15 protein-coding genes are annotated in these 18,082 nt (G+C 73.5%); 9 read left to right on the top strand and 6 right to left on the bottom strand.

Annotated features, from left to right (window positions below):
• Positions 1 to 25 precede the first annotated feature (25 nt).
• The gene (locus tag FHU36_RS31320) at positions 26 to 619 is read left to right on the top strand and encodes a TetR/AcrR family transcriptional regulator (RefSeq protein ID WP_221496637.1); all 594 of its coding nucleotides are present in this window, start codon (positions 26 to 28) and stop codon (positions 617 to 619) included.
• A 19-nt stretch (positions 620 to 638) separates the two neighbouring features.
• Here FHU36_RS31320 and FHU36_RS31315 read toward each other — a convergent pair whose 3' ends face one another.
• On the bottom strand, positions 639 to 2,264 hold the full coding sequence (locus tag FHU36_RS31315) for a serine/threonine-protein kinase (protein ID WP_312891942.1): 1,626 nt from the start codon (positions 2,262 to 2,264) through the stop codon (positions 639 to 641).
• A 319-nt stretch (positions 2,265 to 2,583) separates the two neighbouring features.
• On the opposite strand from FHU36_RS31315, the gene FHU36_RS31310 reads away from it, so the two are divergent.
• Both FHU36_RS31310 and FHU36_RS31305 read left to right on the top strand, forming a co-directional pair.
• Positions 2,584 to 2,850 (top strand): DUF6504 family protein, encoded by a 267-nt coding sequence (locus tag FHU36_RS31310; protein ID WP_185087339.1) that lies wholly within the window; start codon positions 2,584 to 2,586, stop codon positions 2,848 to 2,850.
• Positions 2,850 to 6,722, top strand: coding sequence for a DNA polymerase III subunit alpha (locus FHU36_RS31305; RefSeq protein ID WP_185087758.1), 3,873 nt, complete (start codon positions 2,850 to 2,852; stop codon positions 6,720 to 6,722). The genes FHU36_RS31310 and FHU36_RS31305 overlap by 1 nt, the downstream gene beginning before the upstream one ends.
• A gap of 140 nt (positions 6,723 to 6,862) precedes the next feature.
• Here the strand turns inward: FHU36_RS31305 and FHU36_RS31300 are convergent, their stop codons facing one another.
• Both FHU36_RS31300 and FHU36_RS31295 read right to left on the bottom strand, forming a co-directional pair.
• Positions 6,863 to 7,546, bottom strand: coding sequence for a DUF4328 domain-containing protein (locus FHU36_RS31300; RefSeq protein ID WP_185087338.1), 684 nt, complete (start codon positions 7,544 to 7,546; stop codon positions 6,863 to 6,865).
• A gap of 67 nt (positions 7,547 to 7,613) precedes the next feature.
• Entirely contained in the window at positions 7,614 to 8,261 is a 648-nt protein-coding gene (locus tag FHU36_RS31295; protein ID WP_185087337.1) for a response regulator, read from the bottom strand.
• A 91-nt stretch (positions 8,262 to 8,352) separates the two neighbouring features.
• On the opposite strand from FHU36_RS31295, the gene FHU36_RS31290 reads away from it, so the two are divergent.
• On the top strand, positions 8,353 to 9,030 hold the full coding sequence (locus tag FHU36_RS31290) for an ABC transporter ATP-binding protein (protein ID WP_185087336.1): 678 nt from the start codon (positions 8,353 to 8,355) through the stop codon (positions 9,028 to 9,030).
• Positions 9,027 to 10,991, top strand: coding sequence for an FtsX-like permease family protein (locus FHU36_RS31285; protein WP_185087335.1), 1,965 nt, complete (start codon positions 9,027 to 9,029; stop codon positions 10,989 to 10,991). Before FHU36_RS31290 ends, FHU36_RS31285 begins: the two co-directional genes overlap by 4 nt.
• Before the next feature lie 6 nt (positions 10,992 to 10,997).
• Here the strand turns inward: FHU36_RS31285 and FHU36_RS31280 are convergent, their stop codons facing one another.
• Positions 10,998 to 11,999 (bottom strand): LLM class F420-dependent oxidoreductase, encoded by a 1,002-nt coding sequence (locus FHU36_RS31280; RefSeq protein WP_185087334.1) that lies wholly within the window; start codon positions 11,997 to 11,999, stop codon positions 10,998 to 11,000.
• A 114-nt stretch (positions 12,000 to 12,113) separates the two neighbouring features.
• On the opposite strand from FHU36_RS31280, the gene FHU36_RS31275 reads away from it, so the two are divergent.
• Positions 12,114 to 13,523, top strand: coding sequence for a sulfatase family protein (locus FHU36_RS31275; protein ID WP_312891940.1), 1,410 nt, complete (start codon positions 12,114 to 12,116; stop codon positions 13,521 to 13,523).
• 63 nt (positions 13,524 to 13,586) lie between these two features.
• On the opposite strand, the gene FHU36_RS31270 is transcribed toward FHU36_RS31275, so the two are convergent.
• Entirely contained in the window at positions 13,587 to 14,291 is a 705-nt protein-coding gene (locus tag FHU36_RS31270) for a FadR/GntR family transcriptional regulator (RefSeq protein WP_185087332.1), read from the bottom strand.
• 81 nt (positions 14,292 to 14,372) lie between these two features.
• Here FHU36_RS31270 and FHU36_RS31265 point away from each other — a divergent pair, with 81 nt between their 5' ends.
• The 3 genes from FHU36_RS31265 to FHU36_RS31255 are packed head-to-tail and all read left to right on the top strand — an operon-like array spanning position 14,373 to position 17,073.
• Entirely contained in the window at positions 14,373 to 15,110 is a 738-nt protein-coding gene (locus tag FHU36_RS31265) for a (Fe-S)-binding protein (RefSeq protein ID WP_185087331.1), read from the top strand.
• The gene (locus tag FHU36_RS31260; RefSeq protein ID WP_185087330.1) at positions 15,107 to 16,492 is read left to right on the top strand and encodes a lactate utilization protein B; all 1,386 of its coding nucleotides are present in this window, start codon (positions 15,107 to 15,109) and stop codon (positions 16,490 to 16,492) included. Before FHU36_RS31265 ends, FHU36_RS31260 begins: the two co-directional genes overlap by 4 nt.
• A complete protein-coding gene (locus FHU36_RS31255) occupies positions 16,489 to 17,073 on the top strand; it encodes a LutC/YkgG family protein (protein ID WP_185087329.1) in 585 nt (194 codons plus the stop codon). The genes FHU36_RS31260 and FHU36_RS31255 overlap by 4 nt, the downstream gene beginning before the upstream one ends.
• Here the strand turns inward: FHU36_RS31255 and FHU36_RS31250 are convergent.
• Positions 17,063 to 18,079: a baeRF2 domain-containing protein gene (locus FHU36_RS31250; protein WP_185087328.1), complete on the bottom strand. Its 1,017-nt coding sequence runs from the start codon at positions 18,077 to 18,079 to the stop codon at positions 17,063 to 17,065. The two genes, FHU36_RS31255 and FHU36_RS31250, sit on opposite strands and share 11 nt — an antisense overlap.
• Positions 18,080 to 18,082 lie beyond the last annotated feature (3 nt).

Below are 18,082 nucleotides of genomic sequence, written 5' to 3'. Positions count from 1 at the left end.
GAGGGGAACTTAAACGCAACAGGAGTTGTCTTTGGAGACGGTGAAGCGACCCGGCGGGCGCAGCGCGCGGGTGCGTGACGCGGTGCGGCAGGCCACGCTGGCCGAGCTGGCGGAGCACGGGTTCCGCGGTCTGACCGTCGAGAACGTCGCCGAGCGGTCGGGCGTGCACAAGACCACGGTCTACCGGCGCTGGGGCAGCGTCGAAGGGCTGATCTCGGACGCGCTGGAGCTGGCCCGGGAGGAGCCGTGGCCGGTTCCCGACACCGGCTCGATCGACGGCGATCTGCGCGACATCGTGCGGCTCGTGCGGACGGGGTTCGACGATCCGGAGACCGGGCCGGTGGCGTCGGCGTTCGTGGCGGCGGCCATGCAGAGCCCGGACGCGGCGCGGGCGCTGCACGCGTTCTTCCTCGCCCGGCACGAGCAGTCGGCCGAGGTGGTGCGCAGGGCCGTCGCGCGGGGCGAGCTGCCCGCGGCTGTCGACGCGCACGAGGTGATCCGGGTGGCGATCGCGCCCGTCTACTACCGGCTGTTCGTCGCCCACGAGCCGGTGACGGAGCGCGACGCCGACCGCGCGGCCGCCGCCGCCCTGGCCGCCGCCCGCGCAGGAGTGCTCTGAGCCCGTCGACGGGGGCGGGTCACGGCTCCAGCGTGCCGCGGAGCTCGAAGTCGTCGAACGTGGTCTTCATCCGCGACTCGCTGTCCTTGGGCGCGCGGGCGAACAGCCCGAGCGTGCCGTTGCGGATGCCGTTCGGGTCCTCCACCTGGTGCACCCGCTTGCCGTTGACCCACATCGTCAGCCGCACCATGGTGCCCACCTGCTCGCACGACGCCTCGATGCGGGCCGTGCCCGGCAGGCCGTCCACCTGGACCGGCTGGGCCAGCGTGCCGCCCGACCCGTCGACGATGCGCCGGATGCGCGCCTTGCCGGTGGTGTCGACGCCGAACTCGTAGTACGAGTCGTCCTCGGCGGCATGGCAGTAGACGCCGTACTCGCCGCTGCCGGTCACCTGCTCGACCTCGGCCGTGACGGCGACGAGCACGGTCTCGGGCAGCATGGGCGTGGGCGTGGCCGACGGGTCGGGCGAGGTCGTGGGCGTGGCGGTGAGATAGGGCAGCGGGGCCCTGGCCCAGCGCTCCTCGCTGTGCTCCTCGACGTCGAGCCCGTACGTGCCGTCGGTCCGGTAGCCGTAGCTGGCGTCCTCGTCGGCGTCGTAGGTGCCGGGCCAGCCGCCGGTGGTCTGCGTGAAGTCCTCCTGGTAGAGGACCGGGAGCTCGGGCGGACCGCCGGGCGTGAGCAGCGCCCACGCGCCCACGCCGAGCGCCGCGAGGCCGAGCGCGCCGGCGGCCAGGCCCGCGACGAGGCGGCCCCGCGTCCCGCGGGTGGTCCCGAACGGCGGCGTGCCGGTGAACGGCGTCGTCGCCTGCTGCCAGGCCACCTGGACGGTGTGGGCCGCGTGCTCGGGCTGGGCGGAGCGGCCCACCAGGTGGTCGAGCAACTGCTGCGCGGTGGGCCGCGTGGCCGGGTCCTTGCGCAGGGCGGAGGCGACCAGCTCCCGAAGGCCCGGCTCGACCGCGCTGAGGTCGGGCTCGGTGTTGAGCACCTGGTAGACGATCGCGGGCAGCGTGCCGCCGCCGAACGGGGCCTGCCCGCTGGCGGCGAACGCGACCAGGCACCCCCACGAGAACACGTCGCACGCGGGCGAGACCGGCTCCCCGCGCAGCACCTCGGGCGCCATGTACCGGGGCGTGCCGATGAGCTCACCGGTGCCGGTCACCCCGCCGAGCGTGTCGAGTGCCCGGGCGATGCCGAAGTCGATCACCCGCGGGCCGACGGGCGACAGCAGCACGTTGGACGGTTTGAGGTCGCGGTGCACCACCCCGGCGGCGTGGATCGCGGTGAGCGCGGTGGCCACGCTGACGGCCAGGGCGTCCAGGCTGGACCCGGTCAACGGCCCCGACTGCTCGACGGCCTGCTCCAGGTTGGGTCCGGGCACGTACTCCGTGACGACGTAGAGCTGGTCGCCGTCGAGGGCGGCCTCCAGCACCGCGGCGGTGCAGAACCTGCGCACCCGCTGGGCGGCGTCCGCCTCCCGGCGGAAGCGCATGCGGAACTGCTCGTGCTGGCTGAGCTCCGGGTTGATCACCTTGACGGCGACACGTTGCCCGGCGGGGTCCTCGGCGAGATGGACCGTGCCCATCCCGCCTCGCCCCAGCACGCTCAGTAGCCGGTAGCGCCCGATGTGCGAGGATTCACCGCTCACGGCGGGTTAGCTTACCGACATCGCGTCGGGTCCGGGCGGGCCCGACACGGGAACGGCGGCGATGACTCCGCCGCCGGTCACGATCGCGGCGGTGACGCCGGCGGCGCATCACCCCGGCGGGCGAGGGTAGTGCGGTGGGACGGCCCGGCGAACGCCACCGGCGTGGGCGCCCTCGTCCGCGGCCCGACCGGCGCCGATCCCGCCGGCGGGGCGGGCGATCGACTTGCGTTTCGGGCCCTGAGAACATATGTTCGATACGTAGCGCCCGCCTTCCCCCGGGCGGCTCAGCACAGGCACGAGAGCCGCGGGGAGAAGCATCTTGAGCAGACTCTATGGCGACCCGATCGAGGTGTGGACCAGGGACGGGGAGCCCACCCAGTTCGTCTGGCGCGACCGCCTCTACCTCGTGCGCCGCGTCCTCGACCACTGGGTGGTGGCGCGCGAGTGGTGGAAGACGGGGGAGGGCGATCCCGGCGAGCGCCGGTTCTGGCGGGTCGAGGCCGCTCCCGGGCGGATGGTCGGTTCGTACGAGCTGAGGTTCGACACCGCCAGCGGCGGCTGGCTGCTCATGAGGGCGTGGGACTGATGGCGCCCCCGTTCCCCCACCTCAACGTGTGCTCCGCCTACTCGATGCGCTACGGCACGGCCTTCCCGCAGGCGCTGGCGCGACGGGCGGCCGACGACGGGATGGACATCCTGGCCCTCACCGACCGCGACGGCCTGTACGGGGCGGTCAAGCACGCCCAGGCGTGCGCGGACGCCGGGATCGCCCCGGTCTTCGGCGTCGACCTGGCGCTCGCCGGCACGGGCCCCGGCGCCTGGCCCGACCCGCTGCCCGGAATGGGCGCGGGGAGCCTTCCGGGCACGGGGGGCCTCCCCGGGATGGACGGCGTCGGCCACGACGTCCTGCCGCCCCGGCCGGGCGGCCGCCGGCCCAGGCCGCGGACCGGGCCCGGCGCCGAGGACCGCGTCACGGTGCTGGCCCGTTCGCACGGCTGGTCCCGCCTGGCGCGGCTGGTCACGGCCGCCCACCACGCGGGTGAGCGCGGCGAGCCGCGGGTCACCCGCGAGCTGGTGGCCGCGTGCGACGCTCCCGGCTCCGGCGGGCTGGCGGTGCTGCTCGGCCCGCGGTCCGACGTGGGCCGAGCGGTGGCCGAACGCCGCGACGAGCACGCCCGGGCGCTGCTCACCCGGTGGCGTGACGCGGTGCCCGGCGTGGTGGTCGAACTGGTCGACCAGTACGGCTACCGCGACGCCACCAACGCCGCCCGCATGCTCGGCCTGGCCGAGTCGCTCGGCGTGCCCGCCGTGCTCACCAACGCCGTCCGCTACCTCGACCCGGCCGACCACCAGGTGGGCGACGTGCTCGACGCGGCCCGCCAGCTCGTCCCGCTGCACCCGCGCCACCTGGACCGCCCCACCTCCCACGCCCATCTCAAGAGCTCCAAGGACATGCTGCAGGTGGCCGCCAGGATCTGCGGCTCCGACGACGACCGGATCGCGCGCCTGCTGCGCACCACCCGGCGGATCGCCGAGCAGTGCGTGATCGACCCGCTGGAACTGCTCGCGCTGCGGGGCGACCCGCCCGCCCTGCACCTGCCCGAGATCGGCGGCGACCCGGTGCCGCTGCTGCGCCACCGCGTCGAGGACGGGCTGGCCGCCCGCGGCCTCACCCGGTCCCGCGCCGCCCGCGAACGGTTGCGGGCGGAGATGGACATCATCGAGCGCAAGCGCCTGTCCGGCTACTTCGTCGCCGTGTCCGGCATCACCGACATGATCCGCGGCATGGGCATCCGGTGCGCGGTCCGCGGCTCCGGGGCGGGCAGCCTGGTCACCTACCTTCTCGGCATCGGCGAGGTGAACCCCCTCCACCACGGCCTGCTCATGGAGCGCTTCCTGTCGGAGGGCCGCGTCGGCCTGCCCGACATCGACGTCGACGTGGAGTCCGCGCGCCGGCTCGACTGCTACAAGGCCATCTTCGGCCGCTACGGCGAGGAGCGCGTGGCCTGTGTGTCCATGATGGAGACCTACCGGGCGCGCAGCGCCATCCGCGACGTGGCCGGCGCCATGGGGCTGCCGCCGCACGAGATCGACGCCATCGCCAAGGCGTTCCCGCACATCAGGGCCCGGCAGATCACCGCGTCGCTGAGCGACCTGCCGGAGCTGCGCGACAGCCGGCTCGGCGAGGCGGGGCTCGACCGGGTGTTCCGGCTGGCCGAGAAGCTCGACGGGCTGCCCCGGCACATCGCGCTCCACCCGTGCGGGGTGCTCATCGGCAACGCCACCCTGCGCGACCGCACGCCGGTGGAGCGCAGCCTGCTGGAGTTCCCGATGTCGCAGTTCGACAAGGACGACGTGGAGGAGGCCGGGCTGCTCAAGCTCGACGTGCTCGGCGTGCGGATGCAGTCGGCCATGGCCTACACGCTGAGCGAGATCAGGCGGGTGGACGACGTCGAGGTCGCGCTGGACGAGCAGGGCGGTGACGACCCGGCCGTCCAGTACGTGCCCCGCGACGACCAGGAGACCTACGACATGATCTGCGCCGGCCGTACGCTCGGTTGCTTCCAGATCGAGTCGCCCGGCCAGCGCGAGCTCGTCGCCAAGCTGGAGCCCCGCACCATGCACGACCTCATCGTGGACATCTCCCTGTTCCGGCCCGGCCCGGTCAACTCCGACATGGTCACCCCCTACCTGGAGGCCAGGCACGGCTGGCGCGAGCCGCGTTACCCGCACGAACGGCTGCACGGCGCGCTGAAGGAGACCCACGGCGTCGTGGTCTTCCACGAGCAGGTCCTCAAGATCATCGAGGTGATGACGGGCCGCGACCTGTCGTTCGCCGAGATGCTGCGGCGTTCTCTCGGCACGCCCCAGGGCCGGGAGCTGGTGCGCAAGACGTTCGTGCCGCTGGCCCGGGCCAACGGGTTCGACGACGCGACCGTGGAGCGGGCCTGGAAGGTGCTCGACGCGTTCGGCGGTTTCGGGTTCTGCAAGGCGCACGCCGCGGCGTTCGCGCTGCCCACCTACCAGTCGGCCTGGCTCAAACGCCACCACGCGGCGGCGTTCTTCGCCGGGGTGCTCACCCACGAGCCCGGCATGTACCCCCAGCGCGTCATCATCGACGAGGCCCGGCAGTGCGGGGTGACCATCCTGCCGCTCGACGTCAACAGGTCGGGCAAGGACTGGCAGGTCGAACGGCTCGGGCCGCGTCCCCCGGTCCGGGTCGGCGTCCCGGCCGCGGCACTGGCGAGCCCGGAGGAGGGGCCGGAGGAGGGGGCGGCCGGCCCGGTGCGGCGGCGTGCGTTCAAGGCCGAGGAGCTGGGCCGGGGATACGCGCTGCGGGTGCCGTTCTCGGCGGTCAAGGGGGTGAGCGAGGCCGAGGTCGAGCGGATGGTCGCGGGCCGGCCGTACACGTCGCTCGCCGACTTCTGGGACCGCGCCCGGCCCTCCCGGCCGACCGCCGAGCGGATCATCCAGGTGGGCGGGCTGGACGCGCTGCACGACCTCCACCCGGGCGGCCCGCGCTGGCGGCCCGGCCGGCTGACCCGCCGCGACCTGGTGGCCCAGGTGGGCGTCCTGGAACGGGCCTCGTCCTCGGGCATCAGCACCGCCAGGCGTTCCCGGCGCTACACCGCGCCACCCGCCCGGCCCGACCCCGCCCGCTCGGACCCCGCCCGGCCCGACCCCGCTCGCTCGGATCCCGCTCGCTCGGTTCCCGCCCCGTCCGATCGGGTCCGGTCCGATCGGGTCCGGTCCGATGGGGTCCGGTCCGGCGCCGTTCCGGAGCCGCCTGCGGTGCAGCTCCCGCTGGGGTTCGGCGAGCACATCCCGCCGGGCGAGCTGCCCGAGATGACCGAGGCCGAGATGGTCGAGGCCGAGCTGGAGATCCTCGGCATCGACGTCAGCCGCCACGTCATCAGCTTCCACGCCGAGCTGCTCGACGCCGTCGGCATCGTCCGCGCCAAGGACCTGCTGGCCCAGCGCAACGGCGCCGAGGTGCTGGTCGCCGGGGTCAAGGTGGCCACCCAGACGCCGGCCGTACGGTCCGGCCAGCGGGTCATCTTCACCACTCTCGACGACTCGACGGGGCCGGTCGACCTGACGTTCTTCGAGTCGGTGCAGGGCAGGTGCGCGGCGACGGTGTTCGGGGCGTGGCTCATGGTGGCCCGGGGCGTGGTGCGGCGTACCGGCGTCCGGGCGGTCTCGCTGCGGGCGGTCGACTGCTGGGACCTGGCCGCGCTCGACGCGCTGTGGCGGTCGGCCGGCATCGAGGCGGTGCGTGAGGTCCTCGCCCGGCCCTCCGGCGAGCAGGCGCCCGGTGGCGTCGGCGGGCGGCCGATCGAGTACGCCAACGGCTACCGGCTCTCGCCCTACTCCGACCTGGGCGGCCCGGCCGTCATCGCACCGCCGCGCAGGCTGTGGCACTCAAGCCCCGGCAGCTCCGGCCCCACAGCCGCCTGACACCCACGGCCGCCTGACCACCCACGGCAGCTTGACCACCCCAAGGCCGCCTGACCGCCCAAGGGCGCATGGGCACCCACGGCCGCATGGGCACCCACGGCCGCATGGCCACCGGCGCTTGCCGGGCGGCCGCCGCGGGCTCAGCCGGCCTGGCCGATCGGCGCCGATTCGGGGGAGGGCGGGAGCTCCGTCGTGCGGGGCACCACACGCAGCCCGGCGCCGTGGGAGCACTGGGCGCGGGTGACGGTCCGTACGGTCGCCGCGCACAGCGCGGCCGACACCACGAACGCGGCCAGCTCCGCCACCCCCGCCCCCGTGAGGCCGCCCGAGGAGTCGAGCGGCAGCCGGACCGTGATCAGCGCCACCATGACCAGCCAGCTCACCCACCAGGCCGCCAGCAACGCGAGCCAGCGCCCCCGGCGGTCGAGCGGCGGCCGGGTGCCGCGCCACACCTCGTCGAGCAGCAGCGCCGGGGCCAGCAGGTTGACGCCGGGCACCATCCAGGCCAGCACGACCGGCCGGGAGGAGGCCGTGCGGTCGTTGGCCTGGCGGGCACGGACGAGCCAGGTGGTGTAGGCGGCCGCGGCGGCGATCGTGGTGCCGGCGAGCAGCATGATGAGCACGGCGAAGAGCGTCACGGCGCCGACGACCGCCTCGGCGTCGGCCCCGCTGGGCCGGCCGCCGAACGCGGCGAGCTGCTCGGCCAGCCGGTCGGCGCGGGTCTGTTCGAACAGCACGAGCGCGCCCAGGGAGAGGACCTGCGCGGTGAGCGTCACGTAGACGGCGGTGGCGGCTTTGGTGGGTGGTGGCTGGGCATAGCGCACGTTCTTCTCCCCCCTGGGCCATGCGCTGGGTACTCCTTAACTTCTATCCCGCCGGCCTCACTGTTAATCAGCTCACCACGCCGGATTCCCACGCCCAAGCTGCGATTTCCACGCGATTGCGGACACCGAGTTTCGCCTGGATGCTCCCGAGGTGCGTCTTCACCGTGGACAGCGAGACGAACAGCTCGGCGGCCACCTCCTGGTTGGTGCGCCCCCTGGCCACCAGGCGCACGACGTCGAGCTCCCGGTCGGTCAGCGGGTCGTTCGCCGGGCCGCTGACGCGCCGCGGCTTGGCCAGGTGCTGCAGCAGCCGCACGGTCACCGACGGCGACACCAGCGCCTCGCCGCCCGCCGCCGCCTTGACCGCCTCGATGAGCAGCGTCGGCCCGCTGTCCTTGAGCAGGAAGCCGGTGGCCCCGGCCCGCAGCGCGCCGTAGACGTACTCGTCGAGGTCGAATGTGGTGACGATGACCACCCGCAGCGGGTTCTCGACGCCCGGGCCGGCCAGCACCCGCGTCACCTCCAGCCCGTCGAGCTTGGGCATCCGGATGTCCAGCAGGCACACGTCCGGGCGCAGCCGCCTGGCCTCGGCCACGGCCTCCGCGCCGTCGGCGACGGCGGCCACGACCTCCATGTCGGGCTGCGCGTCTAAGATCATCTGAAAGCCGGTGCGGACGAGTTCCTGGTCGTCGGCGACGAGCACGCGAATAGTCACGGCCCCAACTCTAGGATCGGCCGTTCGGACGAGGCGCAACCGGACGCACGGCCGATCCGCCGCCGGCTCCCTCGCCGCGAGACTCGTCGGCATGAACGACGTGCTCGCTGGACGGGCTTTGACCAAGAGATTCGGGCAGACGGTCGCCCTGGGCGGCGTGGACATCGCCATACGGGCCGGGGAGGCTGTGGCGATCATGGGGCCGAGCGGATCGGGCAAGTCCACACTGCTCCACTGCCTGGCCGGCATCATGAAGCCCGACTCGGGTGAGGTGCACCTGCTCGGCGCGCGCATCGACGCCATGCGCGAGCGCCAGCGCAGCGCCCTGCGCCGCACCCGGTTCGGCTTCGTCTTCCAGTTCGGCCAGCTCCTGCCGGAGCTGCCCGCCGAGGAGAACGTGGCGCTGCCCCTCATGCTGGGCGGCGTCGCCAGGACCGAGGCGGTGCGGCGGGCCCGCGAGTGGTTCGCCCCGCTCGGCCTCGGCGGAATGGAGGGCAGGCGGCCGGGTGAGCTGTCCGGCGGCCAGGCGCAGCGGGTCGCCATCGCCCGGGCGCTGGTGACCAAGCCCGCCGTGGTCTTCGCCGACGAGCCGACCGGCGCGCTCGACCAGAGCACCGGCCACGACACGATGCGGCTGCTCGTGGAGGCCACCAAGCACAACGGCGCCTCCCTCATCGTGGTCACCCACGACCCGGGTGTGGCCGGCTGGTGCGACCGCATGGTCGAGGTGCGCGACGGCCGGCTGCTCACCGCCGGGATGGCGGCATGAACCTCGGCCTGACCTGGCGGCTGCTGAAGGGCGGCGGGCGCAAGGGCATGCTCGGCGCCTGGCTCACGCTGGGCGCCGTCGCGGTGTCCACGGCGCTGCTGCTGTTCGCGGTCGCCGCGAACTTCGCCTTCGCCGACCGCGCCGACCGCAGCGCGTGGCGCAACCCGGTCGCGGCGCCGGCCCAGCCGGCGGGCGCGGCGGGCGCGGGGGGCAAGGCCGTGGCGGTGGAGGCCAGGCGGCACGACTACGTGCGCGGCGAGCAGATCACGGTCGTCGACCTGGCCGCCCTCGTCCCCGGGGCGCCCGCCCCGCCCGGGATGCCGCGCTTCCCCGCGCCCGGCGAGGTGTGGCTCTCGCCGGCCCTGTCCGAACTGGCCGCGCGGCTGCCCGCCGACCAGCTCGCCCGGCGCTATCCGAAGCCGGCCGGCGTGCTCGGCGACGAGGCGCTGGTCCACCCGGACGAGCTGGTCGCCGTGGTCGGGCACCGGCCGGACGCGCCCGCGATGACGGCCGAGCGCGCGCGTGACTGGATCGTCGGCTCCACCCCGGTCAAGATCGATTCCTTCGCCGGGGAGCCCACCGAGGACTCGGAGGGCTACCAGGTGCTGGCGCTCATCGCCGGCGTGCTCATGGTCGTGCCGCTGCTGGTCTTCGGGGGCGCGGCGGCCCGGCTGACCGTGGCGCGCAGGGACCAGCGGCTGGCCGCGCTGCGGCTGGTCGGCGCGACGCCGGGCCAGGTTGTCGGCATGACCGTGGCGGAGGCGGTGATCGTCGCATTCGCCGGCGCGCTGGCGGGCACGGCCGCGTACGCGCTGGCCGTGCCGCTGCTGGCCCGCATCGAGATCGGGGGCGGCCCGTGGTTCGTCTCCGACCTGTGGCCGCACCCGCTCGTCCTGGCCGGGGCGATCGTGGCCGTGCCGCTGCTGGTGGGCCTGTCGGCCGTGGCGGGGCTGCGCCGGGTCGTGGTCAGCCCGCTCGGGGTGGCCAGGCGGGAGACCCCGCCCGCCCTGCGCGCGGTCAGGGTCGTCGCGCTGCTCGCGGTGCTGGCCGTCGTGCCCACGCTCACCCAGGGCACCAGCGTGGCGATCATCGCGGTGGTGATCGGGCTGGCGTTCCTGTGCATCAACCTGGTCGGGCCGTGGGTGGTCGGCCTCATCGGCCGGATCACCGCCGCCTCGGCGCGCTCGCCGGCCCGGCTGCTGGCCGGCCGGCGGCTGGTGGACGACCCGCGCTCGGCCTGGCGCACGGTGAGCGGCGTCGCCCTGACGGGGTTCGTCGCCGGGTTCCTGGGCCTGCTGACCCCCGGCGCGTTCACCAGCGACGCCGCCGCCGACCAGCTCCGGGTGACCGCGCCGGCGGGTCAGGTGGCCGCCGTGGCGGAGCAGGCGCGGCAGCGGCTGGAGGCGGCGGGCGTGACCGCCACGGTCGAGCCGGTGAAGGACACGGTGGTCGCCGCGCTGGGCGGCGGGGCGGGGGAGGACGTCCTCGACCGGGCGCGCACGGCGCTGGCGGGGCTCGTGCCCGGCCGCACGCCGACGACGGAGGCCGACGAGGAGCGCTTCGGCGTCCAGATCTTCGCCGACATCGGCACGGGCACCATCGTGGTGCTCTCGGTGTCCTTCCTGGTGGCCATCGCCAGCGCGGGCATCACGGCCGCCTCGTCGATCCTCGACCGGCGCCAGACGTACGGGCTGCTGCGCCTGGCGGGAACGCCGCTGGAGGTGCTCGACCGGGCCCGCCGGGCCGAGACGCTCGTCCCGCTGACCGTTATGGGCGGCGGCGCGATCGCCGTCGGCGCGTTCTGCGGGATCCCCTTCATGGTCACGTCGGTGAACGTGTCGGGCCTGGTGACGCTCGGGGCGTGCGTCGTGGCGGGGTTCGCCGGGGTGGTCGGGGCGGGGGCGCTGAGCAGGCCGCTGCTGCGGTCGGTGACCGCCGACCCGGCGCCGCGGCCCGACTAGCGGCCGTCAGCCCAGCACGAGGTCGCGGACGATCGTCAGCGACTCCTCGTCGCGCGGGCCCATGACGAGCAGGGACGTGACGGGGGAGGAGCGCCACAGCTCCAGGCGCTCCTTGATCCGGCCGGGCGGACCGACCAGCGAGATGCCGTCGGCCAGCTCGTCCGGGATGGCGTGGAACGCCTCGTCCCTGCGGCCCTCCAGGTAGAGCGCCTGGATGCGCTCGGCGGCCTCGGCGTAGCCCATCCTGCCGATGATGTCGGCGTGGAAGTTGCGCTGCCGCGCGCCCATGCCGCCGATGTAGAGGGTGAGCATCATCTTGACGCCGTTCAGCGCGGCTTTGACGTCGTCGGAGATGACGACCATGACCATGGCGGCGATGTCGAAGTCCGGCCCCCTGCCGGCGAGCGCGTCGCCGTACATCTCCTCGATCTTGCCGGGGAAGGCGAACAGCGGCAGCCAGCCCTGGGCGATCTCGGCGGCCAGGGCGACGTTCTTCGGGCCCTCCGCGCCGAGGTAGACGGGGATGTCCGGGCGCAGCGGGTGGGTGATCAGCTTCAGCGGCTTGCCCAGTCCGCCGGGCAGGGGGAGCGGGTAGTGCGGGCCGTCGCTGGTCACGGGCTCCTCGCGCCGCCACACCTTCCGCATGATCTCGACGTACTCGCGCGTCCTGGCCAGCGGTCGGGCGAACGGCCGGCCGTACCAGCCCTCGACCACCTGCGGCCCGGAGGCACCCACGCCGAGCAGCAGCCGGCCGCCCGTAAGATGGTCGAGTGTCATCGCGGTCATCGCGGTGGCGGCCGGAGTACGGGCCGAGAGCTGGGCGACCGACGTGCCGAGCTTGATGCGTGAGGTCCGGGCGCCGTACCAGGCGAGCGGCGTGAAGGCGTCGCTGCCGTAGGCTTCGGCGGTCCACACCGAGTCGTAGCCGAGCCGCTCGGCGGCAAGCACCGTCTCGGTGGCGTCGTCGGCGTGCCGCTGCCAATACCCCAGGTTCAGGCCGAGCTTCATGGAAACCTCCGGAATTTAGTTCTATTACGGCTCCGGTGGACCGGGGTGTCAATGCAAGATCCTCCGGGGAGATGAAAACGCGTGGTCAAAAGTCTGTGCCGAATTCTCGGCGTGGTGGCTCTGCTCTTGACGGCGGCCGAGCCCACGGTGGCCGCAGGGGAGGCCCGCGCGGCCAAGCCCAACATCATCATGGTGCTGGCGGACGATCTCGACAGCGGGCACCTCGATCACTTCCCCAACATCACCCAGCACCTGGTGCGCCAGGGCGCCACGTTCGACCGCTTCTTCGTGACGAACTCCTGGTGCTGCCCCTCCCGCGCGTCGATCCTGCGCTCCCAGTACGTGCACAGCCACGGCGTGCTGACCAACACCGCGCCCGAGGGGGGCTTCGACCGCTTCTTCACCCAGGGCCTGGAACGTTCCACGCTGGGAGTGTGGATGCAGCAGGCCGGATACCGCACCGGCCTGATGGGCAAATACCTCAACCACTATCCCGGCACCAGCGCCGCCCCGACCTACGTGCCGCCGGGCTGGAACGACTGGGCCGTGCCCGTGCGCAGGCTCTACCACGAGTACGGCTACCGGCTGAACGAGAACGGCAACCTCGTCGACTACGGCTGGGCGGAGGACGACTACCTCTCCGACGTGCTCGCCCGCAAGGCCTCCGACTTCATCACGACCAGCACCGAGCCGTTCTTCCTCTACCTCGCCCCGATCGGCCCGCACAACCCGGCCAACCCGGCGATCCGCCACATGGACGAGTTCATCCTCGACGAGGCACCCCGGACGCCGTCGTTCAACCAGGCCGACGTCAGCGGGGAGCCCGCCTGGCTGCGAGAGACGCCCCCGCTGACCGACGACCAGATCGCCCGGATCGACGAGCGCTACCGCACCCGGATGCGGTCCATGCTCGGCGTGGACGACCTGGTCGGCACCGTGATCGACACCCTGGCCAGGACCGGCAAGCTGAACGACACCTACGTCGTCTTCGCCTCCGACAACGGCTTCCATCTCGGCACCCACCGGCTCAAGCAGGGCAAGACCACCCCCTTCGAGGAGGCCATCAAGGTGCCGTTCGTGGTGCGCGGGCCGGGCGTGCGGCCGGGCTCGGTCGTCAGCGACATGGCCTCGACGGTCGACATCGCGCCCACGTTCGCCGAACTGGGCGGGGGGCAGGCCGCGCCGTTCGCCGAGGGCCGGTCGCTGGTGCCGCTGCTGCGCGGGCAGCGGCCCGCGCCATGGCGGCAGAACGTGCTCGTCGAGTTCGCCAGGCCGGCCAGCCAGGCGTCGGCCGCGCAGACGCCCGTGCCGCCCTACCAGGCGCTGCGCACCGCGACCCACACCTACGTCAAGTACTCCACGGGCGAGATGCAGCTCTACGACCTGACGAACGACCCCTACCAGCTCCACAACCTGATCCGCATCGCCGATCCCGCGCTGCTGCGCGACCTCGACGCCCGCCTGCAGGCCATGGTCGCCTGCTCGGGCGCCACCTGTCGCGAGGCCGACACCCGCGGCGGCTGACCGGCTGGCGCAAAAAGGGCCGACGCGGGTCCGGCGTTCAGCCCGCCGGCCCGGGGCCGGCTTTCAGTCCGGCAGGTCGGGCAGCAGCGAGGGGTAGGCGCGGCCCAGGTGGGCGGTCACCGCCCGGATCGCGTCGCCGGGGTCCCCATCGCGCACGGCCCGCAGGATGCGCCGGTGGTCCTCCTGCAGGCCGGAGGTGTCGCCCAGGCGCACGACCGCCTCGACGGCGTACCTGCCGAGGGAGTCGCGCAGCGAGCGCATGAACGCGGCCAGCAGCCGGTTGCCCGACGCCTCGGCGAGGGCGCAGTGGAAGGCCGTGTCGTGCTCCACGAACTCCTCGGGGGAGCGCGCCCGGTCCATCGCCGCGATGGCCTCGGCCAGCCCGGAGACGTCGGGGCGGCCGGTGGCCGCCCGCGCCGCCGCCCAGCGTTCGATCATCAGGCGGGTGTCGATCACCTCGCGGGGCTCCAGCGCGGCCAGGCCGAGGTGCAGCCGCAGCAGGTCCGTCAGCGCGCTGTCGGGTCTGGAGACCAGCACCGCGCCGGCGTCCGGACCGCGTCCCACCTGCGATGAGACCACGCCGAGCGTCTCCAGCACGCGCATGGCCTCGCGGACCGACGAGCGGCTCACGCCGAGCTGCTCGGCGAGCTGCCGCTCGGGCGGCAGCCGGTCGCCGGCCGTCAGCCCGTCCTCGCTGATGCGGTGCTCGATCTGAGCCAGGACGTCCTCGAACGTCCGGGTCTTCTTGACGGGCCGCCAGCCGGTCAACAGGGTCCCCCTCTGGTGGTTTGCTATGGTCTGACCATACTGTGGTCAGACCATATGCCAGAACCTCTCGGAAGGAGAGTCGTGCGAGTCGCCCTGTTCATCACGTGCGTGAACGACACGCTCTTCCCCGGCACGGGCAAGGCCGTCGTGTCGCTCCTGCGCAGGCTGGGCTGCGACGTCGACTTCCCGGCCGCCCAGACGTGCTGCGGGCAGATGCACGTCAACACGGGCTACCGCGACGAGGGGGTACGGCTCGCGCGCCACTTCACCGAGGTGTTCGCCGGCTATGACGCCGTCGTGGCCCCGTCGGGATCGTGCGCCGCGATGGTGCGCGAGCAGTACCCCAAGCTGGTCCGGCCCGGGAGCAGGGGCGCGACGGCCATCGCCGAGGTGGCGCCCCGGGTCCACGAGCTGTCGGAGTTCCTGGTGGACGTGCTCAAGGTCGAGGACGTCGGCGCATATTTCCCGCACCGGGTGACATATCACCCCACGTGCCACTCGCTGCGCGGGCTCCACCTCGGCGACCGGCCCACCCGCCTGCTGCAGCAGGTCCGCGGCCTCGAACTCGTCCCCCTGCCCGGGGCGCAAGAGTGCTGCGGCTTCGGCGGCACGTTCGCCGTCAAGAACCCCGCCGTCTCCGCCGCGATGGGCGCCGACAAGGCGCGCAACGTCCTCGACACCGGAGCCGAGGTGCTCTGCGCGGCCGACAACTCCTGCCTCATGCACATCGGCGGCACGCTCAGCAGGCAGCAGACCGGCATCCGGGTCATGCACCTGGCCGAGATCCTGGCCGCCACGGACGGGGGAACCCGGTCATGAGCGCCACCTTCCTCGGCATGCCCGGCGACTTCCCGACGAACGCCGCGCGGGCCGTAAAGGACTCCCAGCTCCGCTACAACCTGCGCAAGGCCACCCACACCATCCGCGGCAAGCGCGCGGCGGTCGTGGACGAGCTGCCCGACTGGCACGAACTACGCGCGGCCGGCAAGGCCGTCAAGGACGAGACCCTCCGCCACCTCGACCGCTACCTCCTCCAACTGGAGGAGGCCGTCACCGCGGCGGGCGGGCACGTCCACTGGGCCAGGGACGCCGCCGAGGCCAACCGCATCGTCGCCGACCTGGTCAAGGCCACCGGCGAGACCGAGGTCGTCAAGGTCAAGTCGATGGCCACCCAGGAGATCGGCCTCAACGAGGCGCTCGCCGCCGAGGGCATCACCGCCTACGAGACGGACCTGGCCGAGCTGATCGTGCAGCTCGGCGACGACTTCCCCAGCCACATCCTGGTGCCCGCCATCCACCGCAACCGGGCCGAGATCCGCGAGATCTTCCTCGACAAGATGGGCGACGCGCCGCCCGGCCTCACCGACGAGCCCGCCGCCCTGGCCGAGGCCGCCCGGCTGCACCTGCGCGAACGGTTCCTGCGCAGCAAGGTCGCCGTCTCGGGCGCCAACTTCATGATCGCCGAAACGGGCACCCTGGTCGTGCTGGAGTCCGAGGGCAACGGCCGCATGTGCCTGACGCTGCCCGAGACCCTGATCAGCGTGGTCGGCATCGAGAAGCTGCTGCCCACCTGGCGCGACCTGGAGGTGTTCCTGCAGTTGCTGCCCAGGAGCTCCACCGGCGAGCGGATGAACCCGTACACGAGCACCTGGACCGGCTCCGCCGAGGGCCAGGACTTCCACCTGGTGCTGCTGGACAACGGCCGCACCGACGTCCTCGCCGACGAGGTGGGCCGCCAGGCGCTGCGTTGCATCCGCTGCTCCGCCTGCCTGAACGTCTGCCCCGTCTACGAGCGGACCGGCGGCCACGCCTACGGCTCGGTCTACCCGGGCCCGATCGGCGCCATCCTGACGCCCCAGCTGCGCGGCATGTCCTCCGAGCTCGACGCCTCCCTGCCGTACGCCTCCAGCCTGTGCGGCGCCTGCTACGAGGTGTGCCCCGTCGCGATCGACATCCCCGAGGTGCTGGTGGACCTGCGCGCCAAGGCGCCCCACGGGGCGGCCGAGCGAGCCGGCATGCGGGTGGCCGGCTGGATACTCAACGACCAGGCCCGGCTGGCCAGGGCCCAGCACGCGGCGATCCGCCTGCGCCGGCTGGTGCCCAAGCGGCTGCCCGGCCCCCTGTCGGCGTGGACCGACACCCGGGACCTGCCCGAGATCCCGGACGAATCCTTCAGAGACTGGTGGGAGCGAGAAGGGTGAGCACGAGACAAGGCGGCGCGCGCGAGGAGATCCTCGGCCGGATCAGGCGCGCCGTCGAGGGCGCCCCCGAGGTGGAGATCCCGCGCGGCTACCGCACCACGACGGACGTGGCCGACCTGGTGGAGCTGTTCGCCGAGCGGGTGCGCGACTACCGGGCCATCGTGCACGTGCTGCCCGCCGCCGGCGTGCCCGCCAAGGTGGCCGAGCTGGTGGCCGGCCGCAGCATGATCGTCCCCGACGGGCTGCCCGCCGAGTGGGCGGCCCCCGCCCCCGGCGTGGACCCGCGCTCGGCGGACGGGGTGCTCACCGGGTGCGCGGTGGCGATCGCCGAGACCGGCACGATCGTCCTCGACACCGGCCCCGGCCAGGGCACCCGCGAGCAGACGCTGGTGCCCGACTACCACCTGTGCGTGGTGCGCGCCGACCAGGTCGTCGGAGGGGTGCCGGAGGCGGTCGCCAGGCTCGACCCGGCCCGTCCCCTCACCTGGATCAGCGGCCCCTCCGCGACCAGCGACATCGAGCTCAACAGGGTCGAGGGCGTCCACGGCCCCCGCACCCTCGAAGTGATCATCAGTACCTGATGACGGCCGCCACGTCCGGGACCTGGCCGGTGAACCACAGCTCCGCGTCGGTCATCGCCGCCGCCCTGGCCAGCGCGGAGTCGGCTTGGTCCTGGACCGGCTCCTCCACGCCCCACCGGCGCAGCTCCTCGGCGTCTGTCGCGAGCTGGGTGCCGCCCTCGCCGATCCACACCGGCTCGGGCAGCTCACCGGGCGAGAGCACGGCGTGCACCCGGCCCTCGCGCAGCGCGTGGAACACCGGCCCCAGCCCGACGGGGCCGGCCGCCTCGCGGTGCCGGTCGAGCAGCTCGGCACGCCGGCCGTCCAGCCACTCGTCGAGCGCGCGTTCCACGTCCCGTTCGAACCCCCCGTGGTCGGAACGGCTGCCGTGCTCCACCATCATCACCCGGTCGGCGGCCTTGGTGCCGAGGTGGTCGCAGAGCAGCGAGCGCGACTTCGGCTCACCGGCCACGATGACCAGCTCGGCGCCGAGCCGCCGCACCTGGTCGTCGATCTCCTCGGCGACGAGGGTGGCGTTCCTCTCCCAGGTCTCCTCCACGGCGCTCTCGTAACGCCGCTGCGACCAGCCGCCCTGCGCGGTCTTCTGCAGCGGCCACGACTCGGCCTGCACCGTGGACGTCCGCGGCGAGCCGCCGCCGAAGACGGTCAGCTCCGCGCCCGCGTGGTCCACGATGACCCGCAGGTGCGGCACGTTCTCCCCGCGCCGCATCAGCATGGGCGTCACGTGCGGCAGCGGCGCCCACACCGCCAGCTCCTCCGCCGGCGGCCCCGGGAACTCCTCCGCGAGCACCACGTCCCCGTGCGTGGCGAACAGCGCCCGGCCCGCCGCCGGCCGCGTGGCCCACTCCCGCAGGGCCTCGACCGTCGCGCGATCGGCGTCGTCGCTCAGCCGGTCACGGATGCTGCGCCAGCGGATCTCCCGGTCCTGGTCGATCAGCGCGCCCAGATAGACCGACGCGTACGGCCCGCGGCGTTCGTACAGCGGCCTGATGAAGTCGAGCCGCACAAG

Origin of the sequence: Nonomuraea muscovyensis (assembly GCF_014207745.1) — a bacterium.
Taxonomy (GTDB): domain Bacteria; phylum Actinomycetota; class Actinomycetes; order Streptosporangiales; family Streptosporangiaceae; genus Nonomuraea; species Nonomuraea muscovyensis.
Note: the sequence above shows the minus strand (reverse complement) of the source record. Positions and strands in the feature narration are given on the sequence as shown.